Genomic DNA, 18,363 nt, shown 5'->3' on the forward strand with positions numbered 1-18,363 from the left:
AAAAATCCAAACTCAATTACACCAGCCCCCCAAAGCCCATGGCCCCCCCGCCCCGCCGCGGGCGGCCACCGATCATCACGTGTCCCGGGTCAGAAGACGCGCATCTTCCCCGGTGACCAGAACCCGGAGCGGGTCACCACGTGGGTGTCGACCTGCGCGGGCTTGGGGAACTTGGCCTTGGCCGGGTCGGACGGATCCGGATAGAACGGCTCGTACTGCTCCAGGGAGCCCCAGTCGCGGGCGTAGTTGTCCTTCAGATAGGTCGGCACCGTCTTGGAGGCCGACAGCATCTCCGCCCAGCCCAGCGGACCGCCGAATTCCTCGGCCTGCCAGGTATTGGTGGAGCTGATGGCCAGCGGCCGGTCGGGCAGGATGCGGTACTTGGGCGCCGCGTCCACCACACCGTTGCGGTGATCGAACGGGTGCTGGCACGGGAACTGCAGGCCCACGGCCCAGTCCAGCAGGATGGGCTGGGTGGAGCCCAGATAGCTGTTGAGCGACACCAGCTTCGGCACCCGCGGCGGGGTGAAGGCCAGCCACTGGTCGCCGATCAGGATCGGGTCGCGGGTGTAGATGCGGACCGCGTCGGCATTGTCGGGCAGCGCCGAACGCGGAATGCGCAGGTTGCGCCAGGACGGGGCCGGGCCGACGTCGAGCGGGCGGTACTTGTCGAGGAAGGTGACGGTGCCGTCCGGGTTGTGGTGGCCGTACTCCAGGAAGATGTCCTGGCCGTAGGTCATATTGCCGGTGTCGTCGAACGACATCACGCGCCCGGCCGCCGAAATCACGATCAGCGGTGAGTCGTCCGAGCGCGGCGGCAGCTGATACCAGCTGGAGGTGAGCTCGGCGGGCTGCTGCACGCCGTCCTGGTAGCTGCCCATGACCGGTGTGGTGGCCGGGTCCAGGCCGAAGGGCAGGGCCACGGTGGAGCCGTTTACGCCCTGCGCGCCCTTGCCGCCGCCGGTGCCCGCGTTCTGACCCTTCTCGAAGGCCGGGCCGACGGTCTGGGTGGAGGTATTGCCGGTGCCCGGCTTCACCTCGACGCTGTCGGCGTCCAGCTTGTCGGCGACGCCGTTGGGGGAGAAGCCGACCGGGCTCTCACCGGCCAGCGGGTCGCCGTTCTGCGGCGGGTGGGCCGGATCGGCGATGGGGGTCAGGTTGCCGCTGTTGACATTTCCCTCGACCAGCACGTCATTGGCGAGCCCGCAGGTGTTGCCGGTGACCGCGTCGATGTTCGAGCGCGCCAGCGAGTACGCCGGGTACTGCTGCACCGCGCCCTTGAGCAGCGACACCACCTCGAACAGCACCATGAGCGCGGCGACCACGGTGAGCGGGATGGCGGCGAACTTGCGGATCCGCCGGCCGCGCTTGGTCTTCCCGTTCGCCATCGGCTTGGCGTAGCCCTCGCGCAGCGACTGCCAGGCCACCACGGCCAGCGCCAGCCCGAACAGCACCAGCATCAGGGTGTTGGACTGGAAGCCGTGCAGGGAGACGGTCTTGTCGAACCACGGCACGCCGTAGCTGGAGACGTACCAGTAGCCGTTGATGCCGGAGAAGGCGACGGCGAGGGTGAACAGCAGCCCGGCCAGGAACACCGACCGGTTCTTCCGGGAGCGAAGTGCGGTGGCGGACACGGCGACCGCCGTCACCGCCGCCAGCGAACCCGCGATGCCCGCGTACGAACCGAAGTGGTGGGTCCACTTGGTCGGGTTGAACATCATGAAGAAGATGGTTCCGAAGACCACGCCCATGAGCCGCCAGGTCGGCGCGCTCGCGATGCCCGGCACCTGCCGCCGGCGCAGCAGCACCAGCATGGTGGTGATCAGGCACAGGATCATGAGCAGGAACGCGAAGCGCCGCGCCAGCGAGCCGTCCACGGTCTCGACGAACAGGTAGTAGTAGCGCAGATAGTCCTCGTACCAGGCCAGATTCGGCCCGGTCACCTGCCGCACCCGGTTCGCCTCCATGATTCCGGCGAAGGTCTGATCGGCGAAAACCGCCACCAGCACCAGGAATCCGGCCGCCGCGATGGGGGCGAGCAGGGCCAGATCGCCGAACTGCTTGCGCCGCCGCACCACGATCCGCACCAGCGGCCGGATGCCCGCGAGCAGCGCCGCCACACACATCAGACCGGTCGGCGCCGCCGCCAGCGTGAACGCCGCCACCAGCACCGCGACCGCGGCGGGCAGCAGGCGCGAGGTGGCGATGGCCCGCTCGATGGACACCCAGGTCAGCAGCGCGCCGAGGGCCACGATCGGCTCCGAGCGCAGGCCGTTGTCGTAGGGCAGCCAGAAGGCCAGGAACACCAGGCCGCCGGTCCACAGCGCGACCTGGGACTTCGCCACCGCGTTGCCCAGTCGCGGCACCACCTCGCGGCTGATCACCAGCCAGCACAGGATTCCGCAGAGCAGCGCGGGAATTCGCACCCACGGGCTGGCGGTGGAGACCTCGGCGAAGGCCTGGATAACGTAGTAGTACCAGCCGAACGGCGCCTCGGGCACGCCGAACCAGCGGAAGTAGTTGGCCAGGTAGCCCGCGTGCGGGGCCGCCCGCACCATGGTCAGGATGTAGCCGTCGTCGGAGGTGTTGGCGCCCACGAAGTGCCACAGCAGCAGGGTGCCGATGATGCCGCCGTCCGCCCAGGTCGGCTTCAGCCAGTGCGCCGGCAGGATGCGCCGGTGCCCGCGGCCGTCACTGGTGTCCAGCACCGCGAGCGCGCCCATGGCCAGCAGGGTGAGCAGGACCGCGGCGATGATGGCCACCAGCTTGATGACCGTCGGCGAGGAGGTGAACCGGGAGTCCACGGTCATGTGGAACGAGAGGCCCGCCGGCACGCCGCCTTTCATATCGGTGAACACGCCCACCACCTGGGGGCGCAGATCGCCGAGCAGGCGGCCCTCCACGGGCACGGTGACCAGTTCCCGTCCGCCGTCGGCGGTGGGCTTCTCGACGGTGCGGGTGACGCCCTCGAAACTGGCGTAGGTCTGGGTGCTGTCGGACGTGATGACCAGTTGCGAGCACTGGCTCATCTCGGTGCGGGTGGCGCTGGCCACCACGGCATTCCGGTCCAGCACGTCCACGCTCTCACCGGAGACGCGGACGAACAGGGCCTCCAGGTCCGCGCCCTTGCCCTGCGGCGGCGCCGTTGCCAGCAGGATGCCGCCGCGCGGATCCAGTTGCTGGACCGCGGAACATGGGATGGTGGCGTTCGCGTCGATGGGCACCTGCGACATCAGTGCCGCCTGCACGGGATCGAGCGAGCCGCCCTGTGGCCAGCTCACCTCCGCCTGGGTCTGCTGTACCGGCAGGAACGGTGTCGCCAGCGCGAACAGCGCCCCGAGCACGCCCGCGACGATCGCTATGAGCTTCGCGAAGCGATAGTCGCGCGGTGTCGCGGGGGCGGTCGCCGGGGGATTCGGCTTTGTCAGTACAGCGGAGGCGTCTGGCACGGTTGCTGATGGTAGCCCCCCCGCCTCCCCGAGACTTGGCGCACGGCGTGGGAGCCGTTGCCAGTTTTGCACGCGTGCCGGCGGTTGGGTGCCAACCCGATTTTGGCCGTACCCGACGAGTTACCCCCACCTCACGAAATCAGTGGTCACCTTTCATTTCGTCTTGATGGGCGAATCCTTGGCCAGGCCGGAGCGGGACTGGACGGTGACGTCCAGGGTCGGCGCGAAGTTCGCATCCGGGACATAGGGGGTGAACTTCTCGAGCGAGCCCCAGTCCCGGCTCCAGTCGTGATTCAGGTACGACGGCCGGGTCTCGGACTTGAGCAGCAATCCCGTCCAGCCCAGTGGGCCGCCGCCGATGTCGTCCTGCCAGGCATTGGAGGCGTCCTGGCCGACGCGGTCCGGCAGAATGCGCCATTCGGGCACCTCGGCGACGCCGTCGTGGTGATCGAAGGGGCGCTGGCACGGGAAGGCGAGGCCGACGTGCCAGTCCTCCAGCACCGGAGCGCTGTCGCCGACAAGGGAATTCAGGGTCTGCAGCCGGGGCAGCCGGGGCGGGGTGACGGCCAGCCACTGGCGCGGGGTGATGTCGGCGTCATTGAGCACCAGGCGAATCGCATTGGCGCCCGCGGGAATCTGGTCCAGCGGCACGCGCAGGTTGCGCCAGGACGGGCTCGGGCCGATATCGATCGGCCGGATCCGCCCGGTGTTCGTGACCGTGCCCTGGGCGTCGCGGGTGCCGTACTCGACGAACAGGTCCTGCCCGTAGGTCTCGACGCCGTCCTTGTTGAAGGACCGGATGCGCCCCGCCGCCGTCACGACCAGCACCTTGTAGGCGGGATCATTGCGGAGAGTGGTCAGCTTCTCCACGTTGTACCACTGGGTGGTGAGCTTCGAAACCTGCTGCTCGCCATCGGTGTAACTGCCCTCGACCGGAGTCTTGGCCGGGTCCAGGCCGAAGGGCAGGGCGACGGAGCTGCCGTTGATGCCGGCCTCTTCGCTCTTGCCGCCGCCGGTGCCCGCGCCGGTGGTCTTGGACGTCTTGTTGCCGGACTTCTCGTTGACCGAGTTGGCCCCGCCGGTGACGGTCTCCTCCGCGTCCGCGGTGAGGTCGGAGGCGACGCCATTGGGCGTGAATCCGGTGCTCTCGGCGGACAGACCGTCGGCGTCGGATCCGGTCCACGGGTGCAGCAGCGAATCGGCGGTATCGGTCTCCACCAGCACCTCGTTGGCCAGCCCACACGAATCACCCTGCAGCGCGCGCAGATTCGATTCCGCGATGGAGTAGGCCGGGTACTGGCCGACGGCCGCCTTGGCCAGCGACAGCACCTCGAACAGCACCAGCACGGCCGCCGCGATGGTGAGCGGCATGCTGGCGAACCTGTCGAAGCCGCGCGCCGGTTTCGGCTGCGTGTACGGCTCGCGGAAGTGCTGGTAGGCGGCGATGAGCAGGCACAGCACCGCCAGGCCCAGGAACAGCGTGGAGAAGCCCTTGCCGGCGATGAGCGGCGCCTTGTCGAACCACGGCACGCCGTAGCTGGACACGTACCACCAGCCGTTGGGTCCGGTGAAGGTCATGGCCAGCAGGAAGAACACCGCGGCGGTGAACAGCGTGCGATTGCGCGGCGAGCGAATCCCGTTGAGCCCGACCGCGACCGCGGCCAGCGCCGCCACAGACCCGGCCAGTCCGGCATACACGCCGAAGTGGTGGGTCCACTTGGTGGGCGTGAACATCATCAGGAACAGCGACATGAAGATGATGCCCAGGATTCGCGCCGAGGGTCCGCGGGAGGTCCCGGGGATGCGGCCGTTCTTGCGCAGCATCACCATCACGCATACGCCCAGGCACAGCAGCATGGCCAGGATGCCGAAGCGGCGGGCCAGCGAGCCGTCGGGGGAGAGCATGAGCAGCGCGTCCCAGCGCGTGCGCTCGTCGAACCAGGCCACATTGGGGCCGATGAGCTTGCGCACCCGGGTCGCCTCCATGACCGAGGCGAGGGTCTGATCGCCGAAAACCACTACCAGCACCAGGGTTCCGGCGGCCACGCCGGGCGCCAGCAGCGCGCCGTAACGCAGCAGCCACGATCCCGGGCCCTTGGCGCGCTTGATGACGACCATGAGCACCGGCCGCGCGCCCGCGATGAGCGCCGCGATGCAGATGAGCCCGGTCGGCCCGGCGGCCAGCGAGAAGGCCGCGATCAGCACGCCGACGGCGGCGGGCAGCAAACGCCCGGTGGCAACGGCCCTTTCGATGGAGCACCAGGTCAACAGCGCGCCCGCGGCGATGAGCGGCTCCGGGCGCAGGCCGTTGTCGTAGGGCATCCAGGCGGCCAGGAACACCAGTCCCGCGGTCCAGATGGCGACGGTGTCGCGTCGCACCTGTGAACCCAGGCGCGGCAACACTTCCCGGCTGATAACCAGCCAGCACACGATGCCGGCCAGCAGCGCGGGCAGGCGCATCCACGGGCTGGAATCGCTGATCCGGGTCATCCAGGCCAGCACCTCGTACGGCCAGCCGAAGGGCGCCTCGGCCACCCCGAACCAGCGGTAGTAGTTGGCCATGTAGCCCGAAACCTTCGAGGCCCGAGCCATATTCAGGATGTAGCCGTCATCGGAGGTGTTGGCGCCGATGATGTGCCACACCACCAGCGTGCCCAGCACCGCGATGTCGGCGAGCCGCACCCGCCACCAGTGCGCGGGCAGGAATCGGCGCGGCTTACGGCCGTCGGAGGTGTCCAGCAGGTGCAGCGCGTAGAGGGCGAGCAGGGTGAACAGCACTGCCCCGAGCGTCGCGATGCGCTTGAGCCAGGTCGGGCTGGAGGTGAAGCGCGCGTCGATATCCACGGTGGCGGAGGCGTTCCCGAGCTGATCCCGCTTCAGATCGGTGAACAGGCCCACCACCTGCGGCCGGGTGTCCCCGCCGACCCGGCCGGCGAAGGGCGTGCCGTCCTGGCGGTGCACCCCGGCGAATTCGGCCCGGGTTTCAGCGGCGTCCGAGTGCACGGTGATCGCCGCGCAGTCCTGGATCTCCGCCGCCGGCGCACTGAGCAGCGGAATCAGCCGCACCAGCACCGATACCGCGCGTCCCTTGCCGGGCTCGTCGGTGACCTTGACGACCAGGCCCTTCGACTCGGCCTGCCCCGAGGCCGCGGGCACGGTCGAGAACAGCGTGCCGGTCGGCAGTTCCCGCAGCACCTGGCACGGCAGGCTCACGTCCAGGTTCGATGGCACGTACGACACCAGCGGCGCCGCGACGTCGGCCGTATCCCCTTGTGGCCAATGCAGTGTCGGCCGGTCCTGGTTCACCGGCAGGATCGGCGTGATCACCGCCAGCAGGAATCCGAGTAACCCGGATACCAGGGCGAGGATGCGGAGGCGGTGGAACGCTCGGGAGTCTGCGCGCACGAGCACCGACTCTAACCATCGCGCGCACAGCGGCTGCACATCTCCCGGTGTTCCGGCCGCCTCGAACCGGCTGACCTGTAGCCGAATCGGCGGATGTCCGTCAGGATGGTTGTTATCCGAACTGGGCGTGGGGCCGGGCCGGAAGACGAAGAGGAAGCATGACCGAGCTGCGACCTGGCGAAATCATCGCCGGGTATGTGATCGCGCGGCGAATCGGGGCCGGGGGTTCGGGCGTCGTCTACGCGGCGCGGCATCCGCGGTTACCCCGGCTCACGGCCCTCAAGATCTTGAAACGCGACGATGTCGCCGAGGACGACGAGGTCTGGCGGCGTTTCGAGCGCGAGGCCGATATCGCCGCCCACTTCGACCACCCCAATATCGTGCAGGTCTACGACCGCGGCGTCGCCGAGAACCAGTTCTGGATCTCCATGCAGTACATCGACGGCGTGGATGCCGCTGAACTGCACCGTGTTTCGCCCGACCGGGGCCTGCGCATCGGCACCGAGATCGCGGCCGCACTGGATTACGCGCACGGCAAGGGCGTCCTGCACCGGGATGTGAAGCCCTCCAACATCCTCATCGCCGATCCCGACAGCGGCCGCCCCGAGCGCGCCCTGCTCACCGACTTCGGCATCGCCCGGCTGCGCGACGAGACCACCAAACACACCCATACCGGAAATATCTCCGCCACTTTCGCTTTCGCATCACCGGAGCAGGTGAGCGGCCGGCCGGTGGGCCCGGACTCGGACCAATATTCGCTGGCCTGCACACTTTTCGTGCTGCTCACCGACCGCCGGCCCTTCAGCGCCGACAATCCGCTGGGCTGGGTGCACGCCCACACCCGGGAGCGGCCGCTGCGCCCGAGCGAGGTGAATCCCGAGCTGCCGGCGGCCTTGGACGAGGTCTTCGACCGGGCCCTGGCCAAGGATCCGGAGGACCGCTTCGACAGCTGTGCGGACTTCGCCTATGCCGCCACCGAGGCGTACTACTCCGATCCGGCCCTGGCGGTGACCGCCGCGGCCGGTCTGCTGCCGCAACAGCCGCCGCGGCAGCTCCGGGACTGGGGCCGGAAACCGCTGTGGCAGCGCGTCTTACACCGGCGCGTCCTGGTCCCGGTGGCGGTGGCCGCGGTGACGGCCGCGGGCGTGGGTTTCGCGCTGCACCACGGCGATTCGCCACCGGTCCGATCCGGACCGGGCCTGGTGCCGGACACGTTCGTGGGCACCTGGCTGGCCACCGAGGGACAGACCAACTACCGGCTGACCGTGCAGCAGGCCAAGATCGGCGATCCGGTGCTGTCCAATCGCGTGGACGGCGTGCTGCCCGACGGTTCTCCGTTCCACTGCGAATTCTCCGCGCCGCTGGACCGGGTGCCCCACGAGGGCGACCGCCTGATCATCGGCACCTCCGAGATCGTGGTCCGGGAGCCGGCCAATGCCTGCCGCGCCAACGGTCCCACCACCCTCACCCTGCTGCCCGACGGGCGGATCAGCCGCAAAACCGATGTGAGCGGGCTGATCACGTACAGCAGCGCGGATGCGCTGGTCTCGTCCTGGGGACGGGACGACGCCGCCATCGCCCGCGCCTTCCCCAGCCTGGTCGGGCAACTCGCCTCCACCGGCACCGCGGTGGGCTGGCAGGGCGGATCCTGCCGGCCCCGGGATCCGGGTCCGGGCGAGGCGGCCCAGGGCGCGCATCGCGTGCTGTGCAATGGCGACGACGGCACCGGCCAGGTGCACTTCGACGTCTTCGACTTCGACACCCGGCCGGGCAGTTCCGTCGCCGCGGTCTTCTTCGGCAACAACGCCCGTGTCACCACCCGTACCCACGAGGACGTGGCGGGCGCCCTGACCGTCACCACGGCGGCCGGCGTGGACCCGGCCGCCACCCAGGACACCGAGGCCCATCGGGCGCTCGCCGCCGTCTCCTTCCCCGACGGTGATCCGAGATCGCGCTTCGTCATGGTGCTGCGCTGGCCCGGGCACACGGTGAACAGCCTCCTGACCGACTGGCTCGAAAGGGCTCCCCTGAAGTAGGTAGGTGCGCGACCATGGCCGATCTGAAGCCGGGCGAGGAGATCGCCGGATACGTCATCGAACGCTGGATCGGGGCCGGGGGTTCGGGCACCGTCTATGCCGCGCGGCATCCCCGGCTACCGCGCCTGGCCGCCCTCAAGGTCTTCAACCGGGACGAAGTGACCGCCGACGCCGAGGGCTGGCGGCGTTTCGAGCGGGAGGCCGGCATCACCGCCCGCTTCGACCATCCGAACATCGTGTCGGTGTTCGACCGCGGCCTCGACGACGGACGCCTGTGGATCGCCATGCAGTTCGTGGAAGGCCCTGACGCGGACAGTCTTTCGGGCCTGGCCCCCGAGCGGGCGCTGCGCGTCGGCGGGGGCATCGCCTCCGCCCTGGACTACGCGCACGGCAAGGGCGTGCTGCACCGGGATGTGAAGCCGTCGAACATCATGCTCTCCCCGGCCGAGGACGGCCGCCCGGAACGGGCCCTGCTGACCGACTTCGGCATTGCCCGGCTGCGTGACGAGACCACCCACGTCACCAAGACCGGGGACATCTCCGCGACCTTCGCCTTCGCCTCGCCGGAGCAGGTGTCGGGCCGCTTCCTGGATCCGCGCACCGATCAATACTCGCTGGCCTGCACGCTTTTCGTGCTGCTCACCGGATCCCGGCCGTTCCTGGCCACCGATCTGGCGGGGCTGATCTACGCGCACACCAGCACGCCGCCCCTGCACGTCACGCAGGTGCGCCCCGATCTGTCCGCGCGCTTCGACGCCGTCTTCGACCGCGCACTGGCCAAGCATCCGGACGAAAGGTTCCCCAGCTGTACGGATTTCGCCGACGCCGCCTGGGCGGCGTGGCGAGCGGTGACCACGCCAACCGTGCTGAGCGCACCGCCGACGGTGCTGACCACGCCGCCGATCGGCTTCGTCACCGATCCGGCCGCGCTGCGTTCGCCCCGCACGGATCCGACGGTGCTGCGTTCCCCGCACACCGATCCGGCGCTGCTGCGCTCACCCCGCACCGATCCGGCCGTGCTCGGTCCCGGGCGCTCCTACACCGAGCCCGGCGCACCCGCATACGGCGTGGCCTACGGTGCGAGCAGCGGATCGTTCGACGACGGTGCGCCGCACCGGCATCGGGTCCCGGAACCGGCGCGGTACGGGTCCGGGGTGGGCCGCGGCGTGCTCACCGGGCTGCTGGCGGTGCTGGCCGCGACCGTGATCGCGGGTGGCGCCATCCTGGTGACGGTGGATCTGGAGAGCCACGGCAGGACAAGTGGCGCACCGGTGTCCGCGTCGGTGCCGACCGTGGCGACCGCGGTGCCCACCGGCGGGCAGAGCCCGATCGCCGCCGTGCCGCCCTCGACTCTCGCGGGCCGGGTGCCGGGCGACTTCATCGGTCAATGGGCGGGCACCAGCGACGCCAATGCCGACGACTACCGCCTGGTCATCCGGCAGGGCAACCTGAACGACGATGTGGTGACCTCCACGGTGCTGCGCGACAATCGGCCGATCTGCGTCTTCGACTATCGCCTGCTGGGCGTTCCCGGCACCGGCGACATCACGGTCGGCGCCGGCACCCTCGTCTCCGGCGGCTCCGGCTGCCACCCGCAGAGCACCCACGAATTGCTGCTGAGCAATGGCAGGATCACGCGCGCGCTCTCGACCAGCGGATACGTCACCTACACCCGCGTCGGCTGACTACGCCGGAGCGCTCGCGCCCACCAGGTCGCGCACGTCCCAGAGCCAGACGCCGTCGACGTATCGGGCGGGGAAGCCGATCAGCTGGTCGACGGTCAGGCGCAGCGTATCGCTGTTGTCGGTGGGCGGCAGCACCACCACGTCGGCCCGCCAGTAGCGCAGATCGGCCAGCGCCTGCGCCCGCATGGCGTTGTCCACGACCGGAATCGTGTTGGACCGCTGCGCCTTCATCAGCAGGCTCGCGGTGGGCCGGTCGTCGGGGCCGTAGCGGCCCTTCTTGGAGGTGCCGGTCGGACCGACGAAATAGCCTCCCGCGAGCGGGAATTCGAAGCCGGACTCGGCCTGCCAGTGCAGCGCACGGGCGTCCGGCGGGGTCGGCGGCGGCGCCACCACCACCGAACCGTGCGAAACGTATTGGCGCACTGTGCCGTCCGCGAAGAAGTCCGGGGTGGGCGGGCGCTGCACCGCGGGCAGGATGGTCGGGGTGAGCGGCAGCAGGGCGAAGGCCAGCGCGCCGAACAGGGCCAGCGGCCGCCAGTCGGTCGCCGAGACCTTCCAGTAGTCCAGGGCACGCTGGGTGGCCAGCGCCAGGATCAGGGCGATGGCCGGAATCGCGGCCATGGTGAAGCGCGACTCCAGCACCGAATTCAGCAGCGGCACATCCTCGAGCCGCTGCCACGGCAGGGTGATGCCGGTGTTGTGGTGGCCGATCATCAGGGTCGCGCCCAGCGACAGCACGGTGAACGTCACGATCACCGCGGCGGCCGCGCGTACCGCCCGCTCCCGCCACATGAGTGCCACGGCCACCGTGACCACGATCCACAGCGGCCAGCCGAAGTACGAATTCTCCTCGGTGGGATTGATGGCCACGTTCTGCCCGTGCGAGAACATCCCGCCCAGCGACTCGGACGGGAACTGGAACAGCGCCTCGAGGTCGTTGTTCATCGGCCCGTGCTCGATGGACCGGTAGGACTGCGGGCCGAAGAACTGCCACCACAGCGGAATCTCGGTGAGCGCCACCGTGATCAGCGCGGCCAGCAGCACGGTCGGGGTGATGGCGCGCAGCGCACGCCACCCGGTGCGCGGGGTGTGCAGATGGTAGACGAGCGCGAAGACGCCGAAGGACAGCGCGAAGATGAGCAGCGGCTCCTCGCCGAGCGCGATCTGCAGGGCCACCAGCAGGCCCAGCACGAAGGCGTCACGGTTGCGCCGCGCCTTGCGCACCTCGCGGGTGAGCTCCGCGCGCCGGGCCATCCGGATCAGCTGCAGCACGATCAGCGGAAGCAGCGCCAGCACAGCGAAATTCGGGTGTGCGTTGGCGTGCGAGATCATGGCCGGGGCGAAGCCACAGAACAGACCGCCCACGGCCGCCGCGAATTTCGACGCCACCAGTTCCCGTGAGAACAGCCAGTACCAGGCGAACGCGGTCCCGAACAGGCCCACGGTGAGCACCAGCACGAAGGTGACGGTCGGACCGAACATCAGGGTGACCGGGGTGAGCGGCACACCGACGCCGAACATGGCGGTATTGGCCATCATGTTCACGCCGTCGGGATAGTTCTGCAGCAGCGAGCCCAGCGGGTTCTCCAGATGCGCGACATTGTGGGCGGTGACCGCGAAGAACCACTCCCACATGGTCTGATCCTGGCCGCTCTTGATCAGGTAGCCGCGATCGGTGTGCAGCCACTGACCCGACAGCACCAGCACCGCCAGCGACAGATACGCCGCGGCGACGATCAGATCGGCGCGGGCCAGCCGGATGCGGCGGGCGACGCGCTGTGGCCGAGAAAGCTTGGGGCGAGCCGTTTCCGGGCCGGCGTGGTCGAGAACCGCTACCGCCGAACCGCCGTCGTCCCCCGGGCTGGATGCCCACCCCTGTGTCACGCGCAAACTCCTCGGTGCCTTGCAACGCAAACTCTTGGGTGCCTTGCAATCAGCGGCCCACGCTACCGGGTTCGACAGAGATTGCACTGGCAAGTCACGCAGTTATCCACAGAAGCCGGTGTCTATCCACAGAAACCGGAGGATTTCTGGGGATAAGTGATCCTGGTCTCGCACAGGTGTTCAGACCCGCACAACCAGGGTGAACGGTCCGATATTGGTGATCCGATAGTGCGCGTCGTCGAACAGCGCCTTGGGGAAGGACACTGTGAAACGCTTCACATTCGGGTCGTTCGGGTACACGTCCTGCGAGAGCCGCAGCGTGTAGTCGTCGCCCGAACGCCGGAACAGGAAGGCATCCGGCGCGCGCCAGCGGCAGTGGTTCAGCGCGTCGGTCAGCTCCTGCGGCGTCTTCAGCGTGCTCCAGCGCTGGATCTCGGCGGTGCGCGCCGCGAAGTCGGCCAGCGGGTTCGCGTAATGCGAAGTGAGAGCCTGGAATCCGTAGTACGGGTAGATGGCCAGGAAGCTGGTGTCCGCGGTGAGCACCACGCTGGCGTCCCGCGGCCGGCTGGTCTGCTCCAGCAGTGTCGCATCGACCTCGCGGTAGTTCGACACCGCCGACGGCGGCCGCTTGTCGGCGCGGAACCCATTGCCGTCGGTATCGGTGTAGGCGGTGGTGATCTCCGCCGCCAGCACCGTCGGAATGCCCTGGCTGAACCCGATCGCACCGGCCACCGCGACCGCCGCCGCGGCGATCCGGAACCGCCCGGGCTCGTTCAGCGCCTGGTAGATCGCCCGCGCGCCCTCGGCGAAGGCGAAGACGCCGGCGGCGGACAGCAGTGCCAGGAGCGGGGATTCGAGCCGGAACGACAGCAGCGTGGTCCCGGCCGCCGTGGCGGCCATCGAGAGCAGCGACCACAGGTAGATGGCGAGCACGCCCACGCCGAGCGCTTGTGCGCGCCGCGAACTGGCCGCGCGCAGTAGCAGCCAGACGGTCCCGGCCAGGCAGAAGACCCCGAGCAGGTCGAAGTCGAACATGGGCAGCGGCAGCCGTGACCCGGATTCGGGCAGGTAGTGCAGGGCCGTCCCAGAGCTGGCGGTGGTGCCGCGCAACGCCTTCAGGAAGTACGGCAGCCACACGGTCAGCGCCAGCACGCCGGAGATCGCGCCGATCCCGATGAGCCGCAACAGGATCGGCCACAGCGACCGCCAGGTACGGTGCGCCCGCGCGGTGAGGCCGAAGGCGACCAGCGCCATCAGGCACACCGCGAACACGGCCACCAGGAAGTACAGCGTGTAGAAGGTGGCGAACAGCCCGAGTAGCAGTCCCGCGCCGAGCACCGCGCCCCAGCCGCCCGCGGTCCGCGTCGCCGCCCCGGTATCGGTCGCGTTCCCGTCATCGGTCGCGTTCCCGGTCTCGCCCGGCCGATAGAGCGCGCCCCATGCCAGCAGCAGCAGCGGTCCGAGCAGCAGCACCAGCACTGCGCTGTAGGCCTCGGGAGAGCCGTAGGCCAGCGTCACCGCGGTCGTGGCGGCGGCCACCGCCACGGCCCAGTCGGCGCGAATCAGGTTGGACCACAGGACGAGTGCGACCACCGCGGCGACCGCCAGCCCGATGATCGCGTACGGCTTGAACGCCTCCCACCCGGCCATGCCGGTCAGCGCCGCGAATCGCCCGCCGAACCAGAACCAGCCCGCCGGGTAGTAGGGCGGCAGGTCGATGTAGTTCATGTCGTGCAGCGCCGGGCTGTCGGTCAGCCGCGTCAGATACTGCGTCCGGAACTCCTGGTCCACGGACATCCCGAACAGGTACAGCTTCGTCGCGGCCAGCGGCATGCCCAATGTGACGGTCACGAAGGCCGAAAGCCCGGCCCAGGACAGCACTTTCGCCAGCCGGAGCCACCTGTGCAACCGCAGCAGCACCACCGCGACCACCAGCACGGCCAGGGTGGCCACCTGCCCCACGGTGGTGAGTGCGCGAGTCACATTGGAGGAGTTGAAGGCCGGCCAGTGCACGGTCGCGAACGCCTCGAGCCCGACCGCCGCCACCACGCCCGCCACGACCGCGGCGAGCACCGCCTCCCCGGCAGCCCCACCGGCCTGCCGTGCCAGCACCCCCATCCGTCCGCTCGCCCGCTCGCTCATCCGCACCCTGCCTCCGCATTCGTGTCCATGGACCGCGCGCCAGCCTAGCCAGTGCGGTGCACGCGAACCCGACCGCCGGGCCCAACCACCGATGTCCGGGGTCTTCGGGCCGGAACGGCGCATGCCGCGCCCGGGTGCCGGACGCGGCATGCGTATCGGTGCGAGAATGTGTCGCCTAGATGGGGAGGCGGCGGAAGATCGGGCGCGGCACGTGGCGCAGGATCATCATGACGTAGCGGAAAACGCCGGGGGCCCAGACGATTTCCTTGCCCTTCTCGGAGGCGGCGACCGCGAGGAGGGCGACGTCCTCCTTGTTCACGGTGAGCCCGTTCTCCTTGGCGTGCGCGGAGAGCCGGGTGCGCACCATACCGGGGCGGATAACCGTCACGCGCGGACCGAACTTCGCGACCGCCTCGCCGAGACCCAGGTAGAAGCCGTCCAGGCCGGCCTTGGTGGAGCCGTAGACGAAGTTGAAGCGGCGCACGCGCTCACCGGCGACCGAGGACATGGCCAGGATGCGGCCGAAGCCCTGCGCCTTCATCTTCTCGCCGAGCAGCACGCCGACGGAAACCGCCGCGGTGTAGTTGATCTCGGCCATCATGACGGCCTTGCGCTGGTCCTGCCAGAAGATCTCGCCGTCACCGTCGATGCCGAACGCGACGATGGCCACGTCGACGTCACCGTCCGCCCACGCCGCGTCGATCACGGCCGGGTGGCTGTCGGTGTCGAGCGCGTCGAAGTCGATGACCTGCACCTCGGAGGCGCCGGCGGCCTTCATCTGCGACACGGCGTCCTCGCGCAGCGGGTCACCGGGCAGAGCGGCCAGGATGATGCGCGCGGGACCCTTCTTCAGGTACTCGGCGCAGATCGCCAAGCCGATCTCCGAGGTGCCGCCCAGCAGCAGAATGGATTGCGGGTTCCCTACCGCATTGATCACTGAAGCTCCAGCCTTCTCGCCATATCGGACATGAAAACGCCTGTGGGATCCACGCTTCGGCGGATCTTGATCCACTCGTCGATCCGCGGGTACATCTTGTGGAAGGTGTCCGCGTCGGTCCGTGAATCCTTGGCAGTGTAGAGGCGACCGCCGAATTCCAGGACGCGCCGGTCCAGTTCGCGCACGAAGTCATTGAGACCGGGGCGGACCGGGAAGTCGACGCAGATGTTCCAGCCCTCCATGGGGAAGCTCAGCGGAGCCGGGTTGCCCGGGCCGAAGAACTTCAGCACATTGAGCGCCGAATGGTGACCCGACCGCTGGATATCCACGATGATCTTGGTGAATTCATCGAGCGCCTCGGGCGGCAGCACGAACTGGTACTGGATGAATCCCTTGGATCCGTAGGCCCGATTCCACTCCGAGACCACGTCCAGCATGTGGTAGAACTGCGTCAAGTTCATCAGTTTGCCGGTGTAGTTCCCGCCGAGCGCGTAATACGCCTCGCCGACCATGCCCAGCGTGAACTTGTTGGCCGCGAAACTCGGGAAGATATCCGGCACCGTCAGCAGATTCGGCGCATCGAACTTCAGCGGATTCTTGCGCAGCTTCTTCGGCAGCTCATCGAGCTTCGCCAGCCGTCCGCGAGACACATTGGCGCGGCCCAGTTTCGGCGGCCCGGAGATCACATCGAACCAGGTGGAGGAGTAGGTGTAGTTCTCCTCGGACCCGTCCTTGTGGACCGCGATGGTCTCGTCCAGGCCGGTGGTCTTGATGCCGTCGGAGATGAAGTACGCCGTCTCGGTGGGCGTCATCTCGATGGTGGCACGCAGGATGATGCCGGTCAGGCCATTGCCGCCGACAGTGGCCCAGAACAGCTTGGCGTTCTTCTTCGGCCCGATGGTCTGCACCTTGCCGTCGGCGGTGAGCAGATCGATGGACCGCACGTGATTGCCGAAGCTGCCCGCGCTGTGGTGGTTCTTGCCGTGGATGTCCGAGCCGATGGCCCCGCCCACGGTCACCTGCCGGGTGCCCGGCAGCACCGGAACCCACAGGCCGAACGGCAGCGCCGCCTTCATCAGCTGGTCGAGGCTGACGCCCGCGTCCACGTCCACCAGCCGGGAGTCCCGGTCGATGCGGTGGACGCGGTTGAGTGCGGTCATGTCGACGACCAGGCCACCCGCGTTCTGGGCGTGATCACCGTACGAACGGCCGAGGCCGCGGGCGATGACGCCGCGCCGTAGGTGCGCGGGCTTGGAGTCGTTGTCCTCCGCGACCATGGCGACCGCCTTGGCGATCAGCTCCGGGTCATCGGTGGAGAGCACTTCCGAGGTGGTGGCTGCGGTGCGACCCCACCCGGTCAGGCGCCGGGTCTGCGTCGGCAGGTCGAACGAACCCGATGACGCCGTGCCCGCTGTGTCGTTGCCTACGACGGGGCCCTCGCCTGCCGAGCTGGGCTCGGTGGCGGCCGCGGTGGTGGTCTGAGCTTTCGTGGACATCGGCATAGAGGCTACAGGCATAACCGTCTCGAGGCTTGTGTCCTTTGTCCCGGGCATTACTCTTCTGCGTTGTGACCGCGGAACCCCATCTGCCCCTGCCGCCCGAGCTGCCCCTCGTCGATGAACCGGGTGGTACGGAGGTTGATCTCAAGACGCAGATCATCCGATTCGCGGTCACCGGTGGCCTGTCCGCCATCGTCGACTTCGGCCTGTACACGCTGCTGTTCAAGCTGGTCGGACTGCCGCTGCCGGTGGCCAAGTCCATCAGCTTCATCGCGGGCACGACCACGGCCTACCTGATCAACCGGCGCTGGACCTTCCAGGCCGAGCCGAGCCGCAAGCGCTTCATCGCGGTGGTGCTGTTGTACGCGGTGACCTTCGCGCTGCAGGTCGGCATCAACCAGCTCTGCTATTACGCGCTGCCCGATGCGTGGTGGCGGATCTGGCTCGCCTTCTGCGTCGCGCAGGGCACCGCCACCGTGATCAACTTCATTGTCCAGCGCGCGGTGATCTTCAAGATCGACTAGGCGGCGCTGGAGTCAGGACTCGACCAGGGCGTTGGTCTCTTCCTTCGCCCGGAAGTAGTCGCCGCCCTTGGCGCGCACATTGTCGGTGCCCCACTGGCGCTGCTCGCGCTGGGCCGGCACCAGGTGCGGAATGTGCTTGCGGCAGTGGATGTAGGCCTCCTCCACATCCACCACCACCCAGCGCTCCGGAATGCGGCCCCGGGTATCGGCCGGCAGGTCGGGGACACAGCGGCGCATGAGCGCGTCGTCCACGATGCGCGCGATGCCATTGAGGTGCAGGCCGATCAGGTCGTGCACGAAATCGATCATGAGAATGCCGACGTGGGGGTTCTCGAGAATATTGCCGAGGCTGGCCATGACGCCGTTGCCGCGGTATTCGGGATAGGCGACGGTGCGATCGTCGATCACGTGCAGGAAGCCCGCTTTGCCGGCGCGGAAGCTGGCATCGCATTCACCGTGCTTGTCGGAGGTGGCGATGAAGGCCATGTCCATGCGCCGGATGAAATCGATCATGTGGGTATTGAGTCGATCTCGCACCTGATCGGAGTAGAAGCGTTGTGCCCGTTCCTCGGTACCGTATCGCTCCTGCAGTTCCCGTTCGCCGTCGCTGCCGTTTCTGATACCGGGCATCGTGCGCCCCCTTTGGTAGCTGAATACCGGATGGAAGAGGCTCGGCCACGAACTTCGGCCATCCGAAATCCTATACGGTTTAACTATTTTCGTGTGGCAAATGCGTGAACCGGCGGATCTGCCCTGGTGGGGCTTCCTCGACTGTTGCCGGATAAACCTTCCCGGGGGAGGA

General features: G+C 68.5%; 10 protein-coding genes. 3 read left to right on the forward strand and 7 right to left on the reverse strand.

The window, feature by feature from the left end; all coding sequences use genetic code 11:
• Nucleotides 1-89 precede the first annotated feature (89 nt).
• Nucleotides 90-3,428 carry an arabinosyltransferase domain-containing protein gene (locus tag ABZV44_RS20910; RefSeq protein ID WP_354839083.1) on the reverse strand — a complete coding sequence of 1,113 codons (3,339 nt, stop codon included), beginning with the start codon at nt 3,426-3,428 and terminating at the stop codon, nt 90-92.
• A 174-nt stretch (nt 3,429-3,602) separates the two neighbouring features.
• Nucleotides 3,603-6,854: an arabinosyltransferase domain-containing protein gene (locus tag ABZV44_RS20915; RefSeq protein ID WP_354838549.1), complete on the reverse strand. Its 3,252-nt coding sequence runs from the start codon at nt 6,852-6,854 to the stop codon at nt 3,603-3,605.
• 158 nt (nt 6,855-7,012) lie between these two features.
• Between ABZV44_RS20915 and ABZV44_RS20920 the strand changes: the two genes are divergently transcribed.
• Both ABZV44_RS20920 and ABZV44_RS20925 read left to right on the forward strand, forming a co-directional pair.
• On the forward strand, nt 7,013-8,890 hold the full coding sequence (locus tag ABZV44_RS20920; RefSeq protein WP_354838552.1) for a serine/threonine-protein kinase: 1,878 nt from the start codon (nt 7,013-7,015) through the stop codon (nt 8,888-8,890).
• Between the two features lie 14 nt (nt 8,891-8,904).
• Nucleotides 8,905-10,575, forward strand: coding sequence for a serine/threonine-protein kinase (locus ABZV44_RS20925; protein ID WP_354838555.1), 1,671 nt, complete (start codon nt 8,905-8,907; stop codon nt 10,573-10,575).
• On the opposite strand, the gene ABZV44_RS20930 is transcribed toward ABZV44_RS20925, so the two are convergent.
• The 4 genes from ABZV44_RS20930 to ABZV44_RS20945 form a co-directional block, all read right to left on the reverse strand.
• On the reverse strand, nt 10,576-12,459 hold the full coding sequence (locus ABZV44_RS20930) for a DUF6541 family protein (RefSeq protein WP_354838558.1): 1,884 nt from the start codon (nt 12,457-12,459) through the stop codon (nt 10,576-10,578).
• Between the two features lie 180 nt (nt 12,460-12,639).
• On the reverse strand, nt 12,640-14,601 hold the full coding sequence (locus ABZV44_RS20935) for an arabinofuranosyltransferase (protein ID WP_354838561.1): 1,962 nt from the start codon (nt 14,599-14,601) through the stop codon (nt 12,640-12,642).
• 175 nt (nt 14,602-14,776) lie between these two features.
• The gene (locus ABZV44_RS20940) at nt 14,777-15,538 is read right to left on the reverse strand and encodes a decaprenylphospho-beta-D-erythro-pentofuranosid-2-ulose 2-reductase (protein WP_354838564.1); all 762 of its coding nucleotides are present in this window, start codon (nt 15,536-15,538) and stop codon (nt 14,777-14,779) included.
• The gene (locus tag ABZV44_RS20945) at nt 15,535-17,040 is read right to left on the reverse strand and encodes an FAD-binding oxidoreductase (protein ID WP_354838567.1); all 1,506 of its coding nucleotides are present in this window, start codon (nt 17,038-17,040) and stop codon (nt 15,535-15,537) included. The genes ABZV44_RS20940 and ABZV44_RS20945 overlap by 4 nt, the downstream gene beginning before the upstream one ends.
• A 65-nt stretch (nt 17,041-17,105) precedes the next feature.
• Here ABZV44_RS20945 and ABZV44_RS20950 point away from each other — a divergent pair, with 65 nt between their 5' ends.
• A complete protein-coding gene (locus ABZV44_RS20950; RefSeq protein ID WP_354838570.1) occupies nt 17,106-17,561 on the forward strand; it encodes a GtrA family protein in 456 nt (151 codons plus the stop codon).
• Between the two features lie 12 nt (nt 17,562-17,573).
• Here the strand turns inward: ABZV44_RS20950 and ABZV44_RS20955 are convergent, their stop codons facing one another.
• Nucleotides 17,574-18,191, reverse strand: coding sequence for a pyridoxamine 5'-phosphate oxidase family protein (locus ABZV44_RS20955; protein WP_354838573.1), 618 nt, complete (start codon nt 18,189-18,191; stop codon nt 17,574-17,576).
• Nucleotides 18,192-18,363: the final 172 nt, after the last annotated feature.

The sequence above is a fragment of the Nocardia sp. NPDC004860 genome (genome assembly GCF_040609015.1).
Taxonomy (GTDB): Bacteria; Actinomycetota; Actinomycetes; order Mycobacteriales; family Mycobacteriaceae; genus Nocardia.